This window comes from Pseudomonas sp. MWU349 (genome assembly GCF_017947325.1).
Taxonomy (GTDB): Bacteria; Pseudomonadota; Gammaproteobacteria; order Pseudomonadales; family Pseudomonadaceae; genus Aquipseudomonas; species Aquipseudomonas protegens.
Window position 1 is genome coordinate 270,791 of sequence record NZ_JAFEVP010000004.1, and the last position, 16,243, is coordinate 287,033.

General features: G+C 65.2%; 13 protein-coding genes. 3 read left to right on the top strand and 10 right to left on the bottom strand.

From position 1 onward, the window contains the following. The 10 genes from KCG88_RS17575 to tssA form a co-directional block, all read right to left on the bottom strand. On the bottom strand, positions 1 to 426 hold the full coding sequence (locus KCG88_RS17575) for a DcrB-related protein (RefSeq protein WP_047290004.1): 426 nt from the start codon (positions 424 to 426) through the stop codon (positions 1 to 3). 18 nt (positions 427 to 444) lie between these two features. After that, positions 445 to 2,382 carry a type VI secretion system tip protein VgrG gene (locus tag KCG88_RS17580; protein WP_047290002.1) on the bottom strand — a complete coding sequence of 646 codons (1,938 nt, stop codon included), beginning with the start codon at positions 2,380 to 2,382 and terminating at the stop codon, positions 445 to 447. 130 nt (positions 2,383 to 2,512) lie between these two features. Continuing rightward, entirely contained in the window at positions 2,513 to 5,188 is a 2,676-nt protein-coding gene (gene tssH / locus KCG88_RS17585) for a type VI secretion system ATPase TssH (RefSeq protein WP_047290001.1), read from the bottom strand. Next, entirely contained in the window at positions 5,181 to 6,233 is a 1,053-nt protein-coding gene (gene tssG, locus KCG88_RS17590) for a type VI secretion system baseplate subunit TssG (RefSeq protein ID WP_047289999.1), read from the bottom strand. The genes tssH and tssG overlap by 8 nt, the downstream gene beginning before the upstream one ends. Next, on the bottom strand, positions 6,197 to 8,056 hold the full coding sequence (tssF, locus tag KCG88_RS17595; RefSeq protein ID WP_210712803.1) for a type VI secretion system baseplate subunit TssF: 1,860 nt from the start codon (positions 8,054 to 8,056) through the stop codon (positions 6,197 to 6,199). The genes tssG and tssF overlap by 37 nt, the downstream gene beginning before the upstream one ends. Then, the gene (tssE, locus tag KCG88_RS17600) at positions 8,053 to 8,568 is read right to left on the bottom strand and encodes a type VI secretion system baseplate subunit TssE (RefSeq protein WP_011064258.1); all 516 of its coding nucleotides are present in this window, start codon (positions 8,566 to 8,568) and stop codon (positions 8,053 to 8,055) included. Before tssE ends, tssF begins: the two co-directional genes overlap by 4 nt. A 160-nt stretch (positions 8,569 to 8,728) precedes the next feature. Continuing rightward, the gene (locus tag KCG88_RS17605) at positions 8,729 to 9,217 is read right to left on the bottom strand and encodes a type VI secretion system tube protein Hcp (protein ID WP_011064257.1); all 489 of its coding nucleotides are present in this window, start codon (positions 9,215 to 9,217) and stop codon (positions 8,729 to 8,731) included. A gap of 100 nt (positions 9,218 to 9,317) precedes the next feature. Next, positions 9,318 to 10,811 carry a type VI secretion system contractile sheath large subunit gene (gene tssC / locus KCG88_RS17610; RefSeq protein ID WP_210712804.1) on the bottom strand — a complete coding sequence of 498 codons (1,494 nt, stop codon included), beginning with the start codon at positions 10,809 to 10,811 and terminating at the stop codon, positions 9,318 to 9,320. 16 nt (positions 10,812 to 10,827) lie between these two features. Beyond that, positions 10,828 to 11,343: a type VI secretion system contractile sheath small subunit gene (gene tssB, locus KCG88_RS17615; RefSeq protein ID WP_047289994.1), complete on the bottom strand. Its 516-nt coding sequence runs from the start codon at positions 11,341 to 11,343 to the stop codon at positions 10,828 to 10,830. Positions 11,344 to 11,424: 81 nt separating this feature from the next. Continuing rightward, positions 11,425 to 12,444 (bottom strand): type VI secretion system protein TssA, encoded by a 1,020-nt coding sequence (gene tssA, locus KCG88_RS17620; RefSeq protein ID WP_047338129.1) that lies wholly within the window; start codon positions 12,442 to 12,444, stop codon positions 11,425 to 11,427. A 392-nt stretch (positions 12,445 to 12,836) separates the two neighbouring features. Here tssA and tagH point away from each other — a divergent pair, with 392 nt between their 5' ends. The 3 genes from tagH (at position 12,837) to tssK (ending at position 16,242) form a co-directional block, all read left to right on the top strand. Beyond that, positions 12,837 to 14,321 (top strand): type VI secretion system-associated FHA domain protein TagH, encoded by a 1,485-nt coding sequence (gene tagH, locus KCG88_RS17625; RefSeq protein WP_210712805.1) that lies wholly within the window; start codon positions 12,837 to 12,839, stop codon positions 14,319 to 14,321. Between the two features lie 64 nt (positions 14,322 to 14,385). Continuing rightward, complete coding sequence (gene tssJ / locus KCG88_RS17630; protein ID WP_047289988.1) at positions 14,386 to 14,892, top strand: type VI secretion system lipoprotein TssJ; 507 nt, start codon at positions 14,386 to 14,388, stop codon at positions 14,890 to 14,892. Between the two features lie 15 nt (positions 14,893 to 14,907). Then, positions 14,908 to 16,242 carry a type VI secretion system baseplate subunit TssK gene (gene tssK, locus KCG88_RS17635; protein ID WP_047289986.1) on the top strand — a complete coding sequence of 445 codons (1,335 nt, stop codon included), beginning with the start codon at positions 14,908 to 14,910 and terminating at the stop codon, positions 16,240 to 16,242. The last annotated feature ends 1 nt before the right edge of the window (position 16,243 follow it).

Consider the following 16,243-nt stretch of genomic DNA (forward strand, 5'->3'; position numbering starts at 1 on the left):
TCAGCCCAGCACCAGGGTGTTCTTGATCTGCGCCCAATGGGCGGCTTCCGCGTCGCCGAGCTTCTGTGCCTTGACGTAGCTCATGGCGAGCATCTGTCGGGTGCCGGGCAGCACCAGGGCCAGCTGGAACTGGAACACCTGTTCTTTGCCCTTGTTGAACTGGCTGCGCAGCTCCAGGCCCTGGATGTCCTGGGCCGGGCCCAGCAGCACCGGTTGCGGAGCCTGGCAGCGCAGGTCCTGCACTTGCTGCTCCAGCCGCTGCAGCTGGCTGGCCAGGTTGCTCTCCAGGGTTTCGCCGTCGCCCAGCAAGCTGCGGCTGACGATCAGTGAAGTGCCCAGGGCCGGGAACTTGAGGATGTTGATCGAGGCGTCCTGCAGTTCGCCGGCAGGCGGCTGGAACTGCAATTCATTGAGGCGATAGGTCATGGCATGGGCATCCGTTCATTAGCCTTTGGGGGCGGTAAAGGGTGCTTTGGCCTTGGCGCTGATGGCACCCTGCACGCCCTGGCCCTCGGTGGTGGTACCTGGGCCGCCGCCGTTGTTCAGGTGCAGCACGCCACCGGTATTGATCTGGGCATCGGCCGAGGCATGCACGCTGATGTTGACCCCGCACAGGTTGATCTGGCCGCTGGCGTTGAGCTCCAGGATGCTGGCCCCGCACACCAGGCGCAGGCGCTCGCCGACCTCGATCACGTAGCTCTGGCCGATGCTGTCGAGCTTCTTCTCGCCCACCGTCAGCTCATCCACGTGCTGGACGATGCGCGTGCGCTTGTTGCCGATGGTCACGTACTCGTCGTGGCCGATGCTCTTGTTGCGGTTGTTGCCCACCGAGTGGCTTTCGTTGACCTCGACCACGATGTCCTGGTTGCGCTCGGCGTGGATGTACAACTGCTCCGCACCCTTTTTGTCTTCCATGCGGATTTCGTTGAAGTTGGCCGGGCTGCCGCCCTTGCTGGAGCGGCTCTTCATGCCGCTCTGGGTGGCATTGGCGGGCAGGTCGTAGGGCACGGTCTGTTCGGCGTTGTACACCCGGCCAGTGATGATCGGGCGGTCGGGATCGCCTTCCAGGAAGCTGACGATGACTTCCTGGCCGATGCGCGGGATCTGCATCGAGCCCCAGTTCTTCCCGGCCCAGGCCTGGGACACGCGAATCCAGCACGAGCTGTTTTCGTTGGACTGGTCGTGGCGGTCCCAGTGGAAGTGCACCTTGACCCGGCCGTACTGGTCGGTCCAGATCTCTTCCCCGGCCGGGCCCACCACTCGCGCGGTTTGCGGGCCCTGCACCATGGGCTTGTGGGTGGTGGCCAGGGGGCGGAAGCTCTGCTGGGCGTCGATGCAGGTCAGGTGGCTCTCGAACTGCGCCGAGCCGCCGCCAGCGCCGCTCTCCAGGCTTTCCTGGACCAGGTAGTAGCGGATGTTGACGATCAGGTATTCGCGGTTCTGGTCCTGGCGGCTGAAGCCGGTGAGGCTGAACAGGTTGCCCACGCCCAGGCCTCGCGCGTTGCCGCTGAGCTCGATGCGCTCATGCAGGCTTTGCAGGGCCTCGATGCGGGTCTGGGCATAGTGCTCGCCGTCGCTGCTCTGCACGTAGGTGCCGGGGTAGTCGTAGAGCGGGTAGTCGCCGGCGCTGTGGGGCCGCGGCATGGCCGAGCGCACGTCGATCCGGGCGCTGGGGCGCTGGAAATCGTAGTCGTTGAGCTCCAGCGAGCCGGGCTGCACCTCCTGGGCCAGGTGCCAGTCGAACATGTGGTCGCGCTCGCGCTGCTGCTCGTCTCGCGGGTAGTAGGGCACCGAGGCGTAGCCGGGCACGCTGCTGTGGGCGCCATAGGCGTCGGCCAGAACCAGTACGTGGCGGTCCTTCTCGTGGCGGAAGAAGTAGTAGATGCCTTCCTGTTCCATCAGCCGGCTGACGAAATCGAAGCTGGTCTCGCGGTACTGCACGCAGTACTCCCACTCCCGGTAGGGGCGGCTCAGGGCGTCCTCGAAATCGGAAAAGCCCAGGTCGCGGAACACCTGCTTGATGATCTGCGGGATGCTCAGGTTCTGGAAAATCCGGCAGTCGGAGGTGCGGCTCAGCAGCCACAGCCAGGGGCGCAGCGTCACCTCGTAGCTGGCGAACTGCCCGGTGTCGATGTTCTGGCTGCAGCGCGCGACGATGCCGTGGAAGTGTCGCTGGCCGCCGCTGTCCAGTTTCACGCTCAGGCCCATGGGCTTGCCTAGCAACTGGTTGAGGTCGATGTTGGCGTCAGTGGAGGCCAGTTGCAGCTGGTAGTCGAACAGCCGCCCCAGCTCTTCGCCGCCGCCCAGGCTCTTGAGCAGCAGGACGTCCGGTCCCAGGGGGCTGTTGACCTGTGCCAGTCGTGTGGATTGCTGAAATAACATCGTCAGTCTCGTTGAATGCGTGGTGTGCCAGGCCAGCCCCCTGTAGGAGCGAGCTTGCTCGCGAAGGCGCCAGGTCCATCAGGGTGGCGGGCACTTCGCTGGCAAGCCAGCTCCTGCAGAGGGCGCGGGGTCAGGCCGGCTCGCTGAAGTCGTAGTGCAGTTCGTTGTCGCGCTGTCGGATGCGTACCCCGGCCAGAGAGCGGCCTTCGAGCATGCGGGTGAGGAACTCGCGGCTCATGTCCGGCAGCAGGCTGTTGGTCAGGATGGCGTCGATCATCCGCCCGCCGCTTTCGGTCTCTGTGCAGCGCGAGACGATCAGGTCGATGACCTCGTCGTCGAAGTCGAAATCCACCTTGTGGGTGCTTTCCACGCGCTTCTTGATCCGCCCCAGTTGCAGGCGGGTGATGGCCTTGAGCATCTCGTCGCTCAGCGGGTAGTAGGGAATGGTCACCAGGCGCCCCAGCAGTGCCGGCGGGAAGATCTCCAGCAGTGGCTGGCGCAGGGCCTTGGCGATTTCCTCCGGCTCGGGCACCGCCTGCGGGTTCTTGCAGACGTTGGCGATCAGTTCGGTGCCGGCGTTGGTGGTGAGCAGGATCAGGGTGTTCTTGAAGTCGATCATGCGGCCTTCGCCGTCTTCCATGACGCCCTTGTCGAACACCTGGAAGAAGATCTCGTGCACGTCCGGGTGGGCCTTTTCCACTTCGTCCAGCAGCACCACGCTGTAGGGCTTGCGTCGTACCGCTTCGGTGAGCACGCCGCCTTCGCCGTAGCCGACATAGCCCGGCGGGGCGCCCTTGAGGGTGGATACGGTGTGGGCTTCCTGGAACTCGCTCATGTTGATGGTGATGACGTTCTGCTCGCCGCCATACATGGCTTCGGCCAGGGCCAGGGCGGTTTCGGTCTTGCCCACCCCGGAGGTGCCGGCCAGCATGAACACGCCGATCGGCTTGTTGGGGTTGTCGAGGCCGGCGCGGGAGGTCTGGATGCGCTTGGCGATCATCTGCAGGGCGTGGTCCTGGCCGATGATGCGTTTTTTCAGGTGCTGGTCCAGGTTGAGCACGGTTTCCAGTTCGTTGCGGGCCATGCGCCCCACGGGAATCCCGGTCCAGTCGGCCACCACCGAGGCCACGGCCTGGTAGTCCACGGTCGGCAGGATCAGCGGGCTTTCGCCTTGCAGGGCGTTGAGGCGCTGTTGCAGGTCCACCAGTTTTTCCCGCAGGCCGTGGCTGTCGTCGCCGACGTCGCTGTCCACCAGGCCGACGTTCTCGCGCAGTTGGGCGCGGGTCGCCAGCAGTTCGTCCACCAGGGTCTTCTCTTGCGCCCAGCGGCTTTCCAGCTCGGCCAGGCGCTCGCGCTCGGCAGCCAGGAGGCTCTCGCTGTTGGCCTGGCGGTTGCCGATGGCCACGCCGATCGCCTGTTCCCGGGCGATGATCTGCAGCTCGGTTTCCAGGGCCTCGATGCGCCGGCGGCTATCGTCCACCTCGGCCGGCACGGCGTGCAGGCTGATGGCGACGCGGGCGCAAGCGGTATCCAGCAGGCTGACGGACTTGTCCGGCAACTGGCGCGCGGGAATGTAGCGGTGCGACAGCTTGACCGAGGCTTCCAGGGCTTCGTCGAGGATCTGCACCTGATGGTGCTGTTCCATGGTCGAGGCCACGCCGCGCATCATCAGCAGCGCCTTGTCTTCCGAAGGCTCGGCCACTTGCACCACCTGGAAGCGCCGGGTCAGGGCCGGGTCCTTCTCGATGTGCTTCTTGTACTCGGCCCAGGTGGTGGCGGCCACGGTGCGCAGGGTGCCACGGGCCAGGGCCGGCTTGAGCAGGTTGGCCGCGTCGCCGGTGCCGGCGGCGCCACCGGCCCCTACCAGGGTGTGGGCTTCGTCGATGAACAGGATGATTGGCTTGGGCGAGGCCTGGACGTCCTCGATGACCTGGCGCAGGCGCTGTTCGAACTCGCCCTTCATGCTGGCGCCGGCCTGCAGCAGGCCGACGTCGAGGCTGCGCAGCTCGACGTCCTTGAGCGCCGGCGGCACGTCGCCGGCGACGATGCGCAGGGCGAAACCTTCCACCACCGCGGTCTTGCCGACCCCGGCTTCACCGGTGAGGATCGGGTTGTTCTGCCGGCGGCGCATGAGGATGTCCACCAGTTGGCGGATCTCTTCGTCACGGCCGACGATGGGGTCCAGCTTGCCGCTGCGGGCCTGTTCGGTGAGGTCGACGGTGAAGCGCTTGAGGGCTTCCTGCTTGCCCAGGGCGCTGGGGGCCATGGCGCCGCTGGCTTCACCGGGCACCGCGCCGGCACTGAAGCCGTCGCTGGCGCTCAGGGCGTTTTCCGGCGAGTCGCCGATGTACTCGTCAAAGCGCTCGCACAGGGTCTCGACCTTGATCTTGTCGAACTCGCGGGACAGCCCCAGCAACGCATGGCGCAGGCTCGGGGTCTTGAGGATGCCGATCACCAGGTAGCCGGTGCGCACCTGGCTTTCGCCGAACATCAGGCTGCCGTAGACCCAACCGCGTTCCACCGCCTCCTCGACGTGGGACGACAGGTCGGTGATCGAGGTCGAGCCCCGGGGCAGGCGGTCCAGGGCCTCGGTCAGGTCCTTGGCCAGGCGCGCCGGCTCCAGGTTGAACTGGCGGATGATGCGGTGCAGGTCCGAGTCCGTAAGTTGCAGCAACTGGTGAAACCAGTGGGCCAGTTCCACATAGGGGTTGCCCCGCAGTTTGCAGAAGACCGTGGCGGCTTCGATGGCTTTGTAGGCAACGCTGTTGAGTTTGCCGAACAGCGCCGCGCGACTGATTTCACCCATGCTCTGTGCTCCTTGGTGTATGTGAGGTAGTGGCCAGGTCGGCGTAGTGCCGGGCCAGTATTAGATCCTTGGCATCGCTGCCGGGTTGGCCGAGCCAGGTGTTGAAACCCAGGCGCTGGCGGCCGTTGAGTTGCAGCTTGGGCACTTCGTCCTTGAGCAGGACCAGGTTCAGGTCCCAGTCCAGTTCATGCCCCAGGTATTCGGCGACCCAGGCCACCAGTTCCTTGAACTGCTGGCCGTCGGGCAGCATCCCCAGGTACTCGTCGAGCTTCAGCGGACCCAGGCGAATGCGGAATTTGTGCTGGCGGTCCCAGACGTGGCTGCCCAGGCAGAAGTCCACCCCCAGCTGATGGGACTGCACCCCGAGCCGGCTGCGATCGGGCAGCTCCAGCCACTGGCCGACGTATTCCTCGATCTGCACCGGCAGGCCGAAGTACTCGCCGATGATCGCCCGCAGGCCATCCGGGTAGCGGGTCTGGGCCGCCAGGTGGCCGCTGTAGTGCAGCTTGGCGGTGTCGGGGATCAGCCCCTGCTTGAGCAGGCTGGGCATGCCCCGGCCACTCAGGGCGGCGAGGCGCGCCGACCAGTAGTCGTCGTCCGGGCGGTCGTGGCTCACTGTCGGCCGGGCTTCGGCCCAGGCCCGGTAGAACAGGCTCAGCAGGCGGTGGTGGAACACATCGAGAAAGCGCTTGCTGGTGCTGTCGGCGTTGTTGCGCTGGCGCTCGCGCACGTACTCGGTGATGTGCAGCGGCAGCGGCCCGTTGGGCCCGCCAAGGCCAAAGAAGAACTGCTCCAGACGGGTTGCGGCGCCGTCGCTGCCGGGGGTGACGGAGGCCAGGGTGGCCGGGGCGAAGGTGCAGTCGGCCTGCTGGCCCAGGCGCAAGGGATCGTCCGCCAGGCGCAGGGAGTGACCGAAGCGCGGCAGTTGCGGCGACAGGCATTCGATACGCCGCAGGGCCTGGAAGAAGTCGTACTCCCAGGGCTCGGCGCGCATCGCCGTCAGCGTATTCAAAGAGTCGGACGACGTCCGGGCTTGGCTTTCCATCGCATGATCTCGCCGCGTTCGGTGGTACGGATCACCGTCTCGGTAAAACTGTTGATCGACACATAACGTGCCAGGAAGCGCTCGAATACCGCGCCGAGCAGAAACACCCCGGTGCCGCGAAACGCGTTTTCATCGAACTCCAGGGTGATCTCCAGGCCCCGGCCGAAGACGATCGGCCCGGGCATCGGCAGGCGCCGGGTCACCGCCTTGCTGCTGACTTCCCGCAGGCCCTCGATCTGCAACTGCAGGGCTGCGTCGTTGCTGTCGCCGTACAGCCGCAGCAGCTCGCGCAGGGCCGCCGCGCCCTGGCCCTGTTCGGCGAGGGACAGGTAGTTCAGCGACAGCTGGCTGATCAGGCGCCAGGCCTTGCCGTCGTGGGCATGGCTGGGGCGCGGCCGGCTCGGGCCCGCCAGGCAGCGGATGGCCTGTACCGGGGCGCTGTCGGCCAGGGTGAAGTCAGTCTTGCCGCTGCCCACGTTCATGAACAGCGGCAGGTCGCGGTTGGTGCACAGGGCGCTGACCCCGAGCTGGCGCAGGTCGTGGCGGTAGGGCGCCTGCCGGCTATCCACCAGGCTGACGAAGGATTCACTGCCGATGTAGGTGGAGCGCGGGCCGTTGCGACGCTGGTCGCTGGACAGCACCCGTGGCTCGCGCCGGACGATGTAGTAGGACTGGTCGCGACCGTAGCGGGACGGATCACGCACGGCGTAGAAGGGCAGGAACGGCTGTTCCGGGCCGGTGCCGTGGCCGCTGATGGCGGTCAGCGAGTGGACCTCGAAATCCATCGGCCGGGTGCGGTCGGCGATCACATGGTGCTCGTTGACCCGGTCGGACAGGTGGATACGGTCCAGGCGCTTGGGAAACAGGTTGATCGCCGGGGTGCAGAAGGGCACGAACTGAGCGGTGCCGACGCTGCCTTCCAGGCTCTGGTCGAAGCGCTCGAAGAGCACGATCAGTTCCAGCTCCTGGCCGGCGCAGCGCTGGACCGCGCGGCCCAGCTGGGCGAATTCGACGAACAGGAAGCGGTTGGGCAGGGCGAAGTATTCCTGCAACAGGCGGTAGCCCTGGAAGGCCTGGGGCACCACCGGCAGCGCCGCGTCGCGGTCGTCGAAACCGCGCGAGCGCAGGGCGTCCGGGGGCAGGCGCTCGACCCAGTCGCCGCCCGGGGCCCGGGCGAACACCGCGCAGACGTTGCCCAGCAGCTGTTCGTAGAGGCGGAACGGCTGTTCGTCATTGCCGTTCAGGTACAGCGGCAACTCGTCCAGGGCCAGGCTGTTGAACGGCAGCTCGGCGCCGGTGCGCAGGGTCAGGCGCAGCCCGGCCTTGGCCCTGGGCTCGCTGGCGGCCAGGCGCCCGAGCACTGCCGACGGGTTGCCGAAGTACTCGGCCTGGGCCACTTGCAGCGGCCACAGGGTCACCGGGTGCGCGGTGCGGTATTCGCAGCAGGTCTGGGTATCGCGGCCCAGGGCGGCGCGCAGGCTGGTGCCGCGCTCCAGGGTGAAGCCGCTGCTCAGGGAGCCTTCGTCGGGATCGGCCTGCAACTGCACCACGGTCATCGACGGGGTCGGTGCCAGGTAGTGCGGGTAGGCGATCTCCAGCAGGTTGTGGGTGAAGGTCGGGTACTCGGCATCAAGCTTGAGCTGCACCCGGGCCGTCAGGTAGGCGAAGCCCTCCAGCAGGCGCTCGACATAGGGGTCGGCGCAGTCCATGCCCGACAGGGTCAGGCGGCTGGCGATCTTCGGGAATTCCTTGGCGAACTCCGCGGCGCTTTCGCGCACGTGGTGCAGTTCCTGGTTGTACAGCTCCAACAGGCGCGGGTTCATGAGCGCCTCCGAGAGTCGGCGTGCACCACCCGTACATGGCCCGATTCCAGGTCCATGTCGGTTTGCAGCAGCAGGCGCAGGGGCATCGGCTGGGCCCAGAGGTCGCCTTCGATCTCGAAGCTCAGGGCGTTGTGGTTCATTTCCCCGGGCGCGGTGCGTGCGCGTACCCGCAGGGTGCTGCGCAGGATGCGCGGCTCAAAAGTAGCGATGGCCTGGTGGATCAGCGCCTCCAGGGCCGGGATATCGATGCTCGAAGCGCTGTACCCGGCCAGGGCCGGCAGGCCGTAGTTGACCACCGAAGTACCGGCGGGGGTGTGCAGGGTGGCGTCGGCTTCCAGCAGGGAAGTGGTGTTGAGCAGCCAGGCCAGGTCGCGCAGTACCGAGGCCTTGAGCTGGCTCAGGGACAGCACGCGCTTGTCCGGGCTTTCTTTCAGGTTGCCGGGTTCATCGTCGGTCAGACGATCCAGCAAAGAGGGTTGCAAGCGATCGCGGGCGGCGATGTCGGTTACCAAAGGGTTCGCTCCAGGATCGGATGGCGCAGGCATGACGTCACGAAAAGGGGCATAACCAAAGACTCACGAGAACGCGGTCCTGGCCAACCGTCCTCGCGTTGCGCCAGGCGCAACGCGAGGGCCGGGTCGGTCGCCGCCACAGGGCGGCGACCGCAGCGGATCAGCGCTTGGTGTTGGAGCGGATGTTCCAGCCGTACTTGATCGGGCCGCCGTCCTTGGTGCCGTCGGCTTTCTGCGGCTGGTACTCGACCATCACCTGAGCGAAGTTCAGGGTGATGTTTTCGGTCAGGCGGTCATCGCTGCCCGAACCGCCGGTGCTCAGCGAAGTGATCAGCACTTCTTCCAGGTCGATGATCATGTACTCGACCTGGCTTTCGCCGCCGGCCTTGCGCACGGTCAGGCGCACCTTGTCGATGTGCTTGCCGCTGGAGCAATGCATCATCAGGTTCGGCGATGCCTTGTCCACGTACTTGGTCAGCGACAGGTCCTGGATGTTCACCTTGCCCGCACCGCCGCCACCGCCCACGTGCATGTTGCCGGACTGGGACATGCCCCAGCTCCAGTTCAGCACGTCGATTTCGTCCTTGTGGGCTTTGTCCATGGACTCGCCCTTGATGTCACCGATCTTGATGAAAATATCAACAGCCATGTTTTCTCCCTGTGTGGCACTTGCCACGATGTTGATTCAGCGTCTGTCGCCGCTGCACCAGGCCTTGGGGCCGCGACGACAGGTTTGAGTCGGTTATGGGTCAGGCGCCCTTGGCGGACGGCAGTTTGGATACCAGGCGCAGCGACACGGTCAGCCCTTCAAGCTGATAGTGCGGGCGCAGGAAGAACTTCGAGTTGTAGTAGCCGGGGTTACCTTCGACTTCCTCGACCACCACCTCTGCCGCGGCCAGTGGGTGCTGGGCCTTGGTGGTTTCGGTGGAGTGCGCGGGGTCACCGTCGACGTAGTTGAGGATCCAGTCCTGCAGCCAGCGTTGCATCTCGTCCTTCTCTTTGAAGGAGCCGATCTTGTCGCGCACGATGCACTTCAAGTAGTGAGCGAAGCGGCAGGTGGCGAACAGGTACGGCAGGCGCGCGGCCAGGTTGGCGTTGGCGGTAGCGTCCGGGTCGTCGTATTCGGCCGGCTTCTGCAGCGACTGGGCGCCGATGAAGGCGGCGAAGTCGGTGTTCTTCTTGTGCAGCAGTGGCATGAAGCCGTTCTTCGCCAGTTCCGCTTCACGGCGGTCGGAGATGGCGATCTCGGTCGGGCACTTCATGTCCACGCCACCGTCGTCGGTGGGGAAGGTGTGGGCCGGGAGGTTTTCCACCTCGCCACCGGACTCCACGCCGCGGATCCGCGAGCACCAGCCGAAATGCTTGAACGAACGGTTGATGTTCACGGCCATGGCGTAGGCGGCGTTGGCCCAGGTGTACTTGGAGCTGTCGGCGCCGTCGGTGTTTTCCTCGAAGGCGAAGGCTTCCACCGGGTCGGTCTTGGCTCCGTATGGCAGGCGCGCCAGGAAACGCGGCATGGTCAGGCCGATGTAGCGCGAGTCTTCCGATTCACGCAGCGAGCGCCAGCCGGCGTATTCCGGGGTGGTGAAGATCTTGGTCAGGTCGCGCGGGTTCGACAGTTCCTGCCACGAGCCCATGCCCATCACGGTCGGCGAAGCCGCGGCGATGAACGGGGCGTGCATGGCGGCGCAGACCTTGGACAGCTCGCCCAGCAGCTCCACATCCGGTGGCGACTGGTCGAAGTAGTAGTCGCCCACCAGGCAGCCGTAGGGCTCGCCGCCGAACTGGCCGTATTCCTCTTCGTACATCTTCTTGAAGAGCGGGCTCTGGTCCCAGGCCGTGCCCTTGAATTTCTTCAGGGTCTTGTGCAGCTCCGGCTTGGAGATATTGAGCACGCGGATCTTGAGCTGCTCGTCGGTCTCGGTGTTGTTCACCAGGTAGTGCAGGCCGCGCCAGGCGCTTTCCAGCTTCTGGAATTCCGGGTGATGGATCACCTGGTTGACCTGGGCGGTGAGCTTGGCGTCGATGGCGGCGATGATCGACTCGATCGACTTGATGGCATCGTTGGACACCAGGTCGGTCTGCGCCAGGGCCTGCTCGGCCAGGGTTCGCACCGCGGTTTCAACAGCTTCGCGAGCACGCTCGGTCTTGGGCTTGAATTCCTGTAGCAGCAGCGAGGCGAATTCGCTGGCCTGCTCGGTGGCGCCGGGTTGCGCCTGATTGTCACGCATCAATTCGGTCATGATCGTTGGTCCTGATTTATGCGTTCGGCTCGGAGTCAGCAGGCTTTGGCGCACTGGCCAGGGCCTGGAGCAACGCCGGATCCTTGATGGCTTTCATGATGATTTCTTCGGCGCCGGTCTTGCCGTCCATGTAGGTCAGCAGGTTGGCCAGCTGGGTACGGGCTTCCAGCAACTGGTTCAAGGAATCGACCTTGCGCGCCACGGCCGCCGGGCTGAAGTCGTCCATGCTCTCGAAGGTGATGTCCAGGCTCAGGTTGCCTTCGCCGGTCAGCTCGTTGGGCACGTGGAAGGCCACCCGAGGCTGCATGGCCTTGAGGCGCGAGTCGAAGTTATCGACGTCGATTTCCAGGAACTTGCGATCGGCCACGGCCGCCAGGGGCTCCGCGGGCTTGCCGGCGAGATCGGCCATCACGCCCATGACGAAGGGCAGTTGGACCTTTTTCTCGGCGCCGTAGAGTTCGACGTCGTACTCGATCTGCACCCGGGGCGCGCGGTTGCGCGCGATGAACTTTTGAGAACTTTGCTTCGCCACGTTGTGCTCCTGGTCGCTGCTGCGACGGTGTTGGCGTCGGTCGGTGGTTGCCGCTGACGATACTGCTCGGCTGTTCCGGGGTTAGTCGGATTCAGGGCCGCGCAGGTTTTCAAATTGGGACATGCCGTCGGGAATCAGATTGCGCACGATGGCCGCGAAGTCGGCGTTGACCAGGTTCTTGGCCCGGTTGAGCAACACCGGCAGCGGGCTCGAAGGCTCGTGGCGGCTGTAGTAGGCCAGCAGCCGGTCAAGGCTGCGCAGCACGTCTTCGCGGCTGTTTATCTCGCCGGAAATCCGTGCCGGGGCTGGCGCTGCGGGCGCGTCGGGCACTTCGGTGGACGGCCCGTCGGAGTGTTCCTCGGCTGCGTTCTGGGCGCCTTGCGGGGCGTGCTGGCCCAGCACCTGCAGCGCCAGGCGCAGGGGCTGCTTGAGGGCCGTGAGGTCCACACCGCTGGCCGAGCCTACCTGTTCGCTGACCTGTTTCTCGATGCTTTCGGCCGCCGAGCGGGCTGTGCTCAAGGCGCTGCGAATAGCATCCAGGTGCTCGGGGTCGCTGTCCTGCAGGGCGCCGGCCAGGTGGTCGGAGCCCAGGCTCTCGCCGGAAAAGTGCTGCAGGCCGGCGGCGTTCAGCGCGGCTCGCAGGCTCACCGGGCCGAAGGCTCGGGAACGGGTCAGGATGGCTTCGCGGAGCAGGCCGATGGTGGTGTTGGACGCCAGGCCGGCCAGGGCGTTGATGCGCACCGTGGGGTCATTGTCGTCGTCGGCGTCCAGGCGCGGATGCAGGTCCGCCCAGTAGTCCCGAAGCAGGCCGTCGATCAGTTCGAGGCTGGTGGCCAGGCCCGGCAGGCCTTCGAGGGCCAGGGTGCTCTGCAGGAGAAAATGGGTGATGCGCAGGTCTTTGCTGCGCGCCAGCAGATCCAGGCTCTGTTGCTGGATGCTGCGCCAGTCCGGCGGTTCGGCCGGCAGGATCGAGTCGCCCATGCTGCGCTCGGGCTGGCCCTGTGCGGCCCGCTCCAAGTGCAAGAAATCCGCGTCATATTCCAGGTCTTCGCCACAAGGCGAAGTTGCTGAAATCGCGGCGAGCAACATCGGTACATCCACCTGGTTTGATCTCCCTATCAGCCTGCAGGACAGTCAGGCAATTAATGCACTAGTTGTTTGTGAACTCGCGCACATTTCTTGGTTTATATAGACTCGTTGATACTAGTGAGCCATCATCCGTGTTCAAGAAGTTGTGCATTTTTGGTGTAGTAGTTGTGCCTTGTCAAGGTAAGCTATTCGCCCCGCATGACAGTGTTATGTCGCCTTATTAGTTCCTTGACCGGCGAGTCAGATCGGGGCGGTACGAAAGGCTTTTGTCATGCGTGTAGTTTAAGTTGAGCGATCATGCTGTGAACGGCGCTGTTTAAAGGGTTTTTTGCGGACTTTTCATTTTTTTACGGAACTTTTTTCCCTTCGCCGGTTCGCACGCGGAAGTACAGCAAGGAGGCGCGATGTCGCTGTGTTTGACTATCACTAGTTATCACAAGATTACCCCTGGTCAGTGCCCTGAAAAACTAATGGACCAGGGAATGATGGCAATTGGCCGCAGTTCCGATAATGACTGGGTACTTCCTGATCCCGAACGCTTAGTTTCCGCGCGGCACTGCGTCATCCAATACAAGGATGGCCGTTATTATTTGACCGATAACAGTACTAATGGTGTGGAGTTAGTCCGTGCCGGTATTCGTATGCGCCGGGGTAGCAGCGAGCCTCTGGAAGATGGCGAGGTTATTCGCATTGGCGATTATGAAATCAGTGCACGCATCGATTTCAGCCTGAATCGCCCGGGGGCTGAACCCTTTTCCGGGGACAGCTCCAATAGTTTCGAGGCGCTGATGGGGCGTCAGGCGTCGCCGACCCCCATCGAACCGATTTCCATGGCCCCGGTGGCGCACTTCCAGGGGGCCTCGGCCCAGGACACCTTTCCCGACCTGTTCGACTTTCTTGCCCCCAGCGCGACCCCGCCGGCCACCCAGCCCGACCACGTGCCGGCCGAGCAGCACGATTTCCGCCCGCCGACCCCCACCGCGGTGCCCCAGCCCGTGGCGCCACCGCCGCCATCGGTCCCCCAGGGCGGGGCAATGATCCCGGAAGACTGGGACCTGTTCGGCTCGACGCCGGCAAGCCCTGCGCCGGTGCCCAGTGCGCCGCCGGTGGTGGCACCGCCGATGGTTGCCGCCGCGCCGGTTGCCCACCTGGCCCCGTTCGCGGCAGAACCTGCGCAACCGCAACCGCAACCGCAACCGCAACCGCAACCGCAACCGCAGCCGATCGCTCAAGCGCCCGTGGCCCCCGTGGTTTCCGAGGCGCAGTTGGCTCCGCCCGCGCCGGCCCCGGTCGCCCCCCAGGGGGATCTGCTCCAGGCCTTTCTGCGTGGGGCCGGGCTCGATCAGTTGCGCATCGACCCGCAGCAGGCCCAGGCCCAGATGGAGAGCCTGGGCCGCAGCTACCGGTTGATGGTCGAAGGCCTGATCGATGTGTTGCGTGCCCGCAGCAGCCTCAAGGGCGAGTTCCGCATGCAGCAGACGATGATCCGACCGGTGGAAAACAACCCGCTGAAGTTCGCACCCAATGTGGACGAGGCCATGCTCCTGCTGCTGCGCCACAGCAACCAGGCATTCATGGCCCCGGATCAGGCCGTGCAGGACAGTTTCGATGACCTGCGGGCCCACCAGCTGGCGGTCATGGCCGGTGTGGAAGCGGCCATCAAACACCTGCTGGGGCGCTTCGAGCCCACTGAGCTGGAAGCCCGCATGGCCCGCCCCGGCGGCCTGGGCAACCTGTTCAGTGGCTCGCGCCAGGCGCAGAACTGGCAGCAGTTCACGGCACTCTACAAACAGATTTCCCAAGAGGCCCAGGACGATTTCCAGGACCTCTTCGGTCGTGAGTTCAGCCGCGCCTACGAAGAACACACCCATCGGCTGCGCCGTTCCTGAGCGCGCCTGGAACACCCGAAAAACACGGATACACGGACAGCTGATACGTCATTGAGGACGCAGGATGATTCAACGATTGCTGACATTGGTTGCCATGCTGGTACTGGCGGCCTGTGCCAAGGACGCACCACCTCCCGGCGAACCGGCCAAGGAAACGCCCGGCGCCACGACCGTGGAGCTGCATTTCCAGGCGGTGAGGGGGCTCAACCCCGGGCCTGATGGCCAGAGCACGCCGGTGCGGGTACGGATCTTCGAGCTGAAGAATCCGGCCACTTTCATGCGCGCCGACTACTTCGCCCTGGCGGAGCGGGCGCCGGCTACCCTCGGCCCGGACCTGATCGACCAGGATGAAGTGCTGGTCAAGCCCGGCGACCAGTTCACCCTCAAGCGCACCCTGGACCCGGCCACCCGTCAGGTCGGCCTGCTGGTGGGCTATCGCGAAGTGGACCAGGCCCTGTGGCGGGTCGGGGTCGATACCGCACAGCGCCAGAGCAACCCATATCAGATCGTCCTCGACGTCCGCGCGGTCAGCGCCGAGCTCGTGGCATCCCCATCCAGCCCTGCCCAATAGGTAATCGGAGCAACCATGTCCTGGAACAATCGCGTGGTCTGGTCGGAAGGCATGTTCATTGGAACCCAGCACTTCCAGCAGCATGACCGGTACCTGGAAAACCTCATCGACGCCCGCAGCCGCCCGCTGTCGACGGGAGCCTGGGGGTTCTCCGAGCTGCATATCGATCAGGGCCTGCTGGCCCAGGGCAAGCTGGCCATCGTCAGCGCCCGCGGCCTGCTGCCCGATGGTACGCCGTTCAACATTCCCCATGACGACCTGGCGCCCAGCCCCCTGTGCATCGACGACAACCTGCGCGACGGCCTGGTGTACCTGGCGCTGCCCCTCAAGCGTGCCGGTGCCCGGGATACCGTGGACGAAGGCGAGGAACTGGGCGGCGCCCGCTACCTGAGCCAGGTACGCGAAGTGCGTGACGACAATGCGCCGTTCGAGAACCGCGCGCCGGTGGCCGTGGGTTCTCGGGCGCTGCGTCTGCTCACCGCCCAGGACGGCCTCAGCGACTACGCCGCCATCGGCGTGGTGCGGGTCAAGGAGAAGCGTGCCGACCGTGCTCTGGTGCTGGACGATAGCTACATTCCGCCGGTGCTGGACGTGGCCGCCTCCAAGCCGCTGAGCGCCTTTCGCAGCGAGCTGCTGGGCCTGCTGCACCAGCGCGGCGAGGCCCTGGCCGGGCGTGTGGTGGCGTCGGGCGCTGGCGGCGCTTCGGAAATTGCCGACTTCATGCTCCTGCAACTGGTGAACCGCGCCCAGCCCCTGGTCAGCCACCTGAACCAGATCAGCCCGCTGCACCCCGAGCGCTTGTTCAGCGAGCTGGTGAGCCTGGCCGGCGAGTTCTCGACCTTCACCCACAGCGCCCGGCGCCCAGAGCAATACCCGCAGTACCAGCACGATGAGCTGGCCATGAGTTTCGCCCCGGTGATGCAGGCCCTGCGTGAAGCGCTGTCGATGCTGATCGACAGCAAGGCAACGCCGATCCCCATCGTCGAGAAAGCCTACGGCGTACACGTGGCAATGCTGGCCGACCGCACCCTGCTGGAGAACGCCAGCTTCATCCTGGTGGTGCGTGCCGACGTACCGGGCGAGACCCTGCGCGGGCGCTTCGCCCAGCAGAGCAAGGTGGGTTCGGTGGAGCACATCCGCGACCTGGTCAACCTGCAACTGCCGGGCATCGGCCTGCTGCCGCTGCCGGTGGCACCGCGGCAACTGCCGTACCACGCAGGCTCGACCTACTACGAGCTGGACCGTGGCAGCGAGCACTGGAAACAACTGGTTCACTCCGGCGGCTTCGCGTTCCACGTCGCGGGAGAATTCCCGGGCTTGAACCTGGCCTTCTGGGCCATTCGAGGATAAG

Bases quoted from the DNA above. Each gene is read 5' to 3' on its own strand.
- tssC (WP_210712804.1), bottom strand. From the start codon at position 10,811: ATGACCGAATTGATGCGTGACAATCAGGCGCAACCCGGCGCCACCGAG.
- KCG88_RS17575 (WP_047290004.1), bottom strand. From the start codon at position 426: ATGACCTATCGCCTCAATGAATTGCAGTTCCAGCCGCCTGCCGGCGAA.
- tssF (WP_210712803.1), bottom strand. From the start codon at position 8,056: ATGAACCCGCGCCTGTTGGAGCTGTACAACCAGGAACTGCACCACGTG.
- tssG (WP_047289999.1), bottom strand. From the start codon at position 6,233: ATGGAAAGCCAAGCCCGGACGTCGTCCGACTCTTTGAATACGCTGACG.
- KCG88_RS17580 (WP_047290002.1), bottom strand. From the start codon at position 2,382: ATGTTATTTCAGCAATCCACACGACTGGCACAGGTCAACAGCCCCCTG.
- tssK (WP_047289986.1), top strand. From the start codon at position 14,908: ATGTCCTGGAACAATCGCGTGGTCTGGTCGGAAGGCATGTTCATTGGA.
- tssH (WP_047290001.1), bottom strand. From the start codon at position 5,188: ATGGGTGAAATCAGTCGCGCGGCGCTGTTCGGCAAACTCAACAGCGTT.
- KCG88_RS17605 (WP_011064257.1), bottom strand. From the start codon at position 9,217: ATGGCTGTTGATATTTTCATCAAGATCGGTGACATCAAGGGCGAGTCC.
- tagH (WP_210712805.1), top strand. From the start codon at position 12,837: ATGTCGCTGTGTTTGACTATCACTAGTTATCACAAGATTACCCCTGGT.
- tssJ (WP_047289988.1), top strand. From the start codon at position 14,386: ATGATTCAACGATTGCTGACATTGGTTGCCATGCTGGTACTGGCGGCC.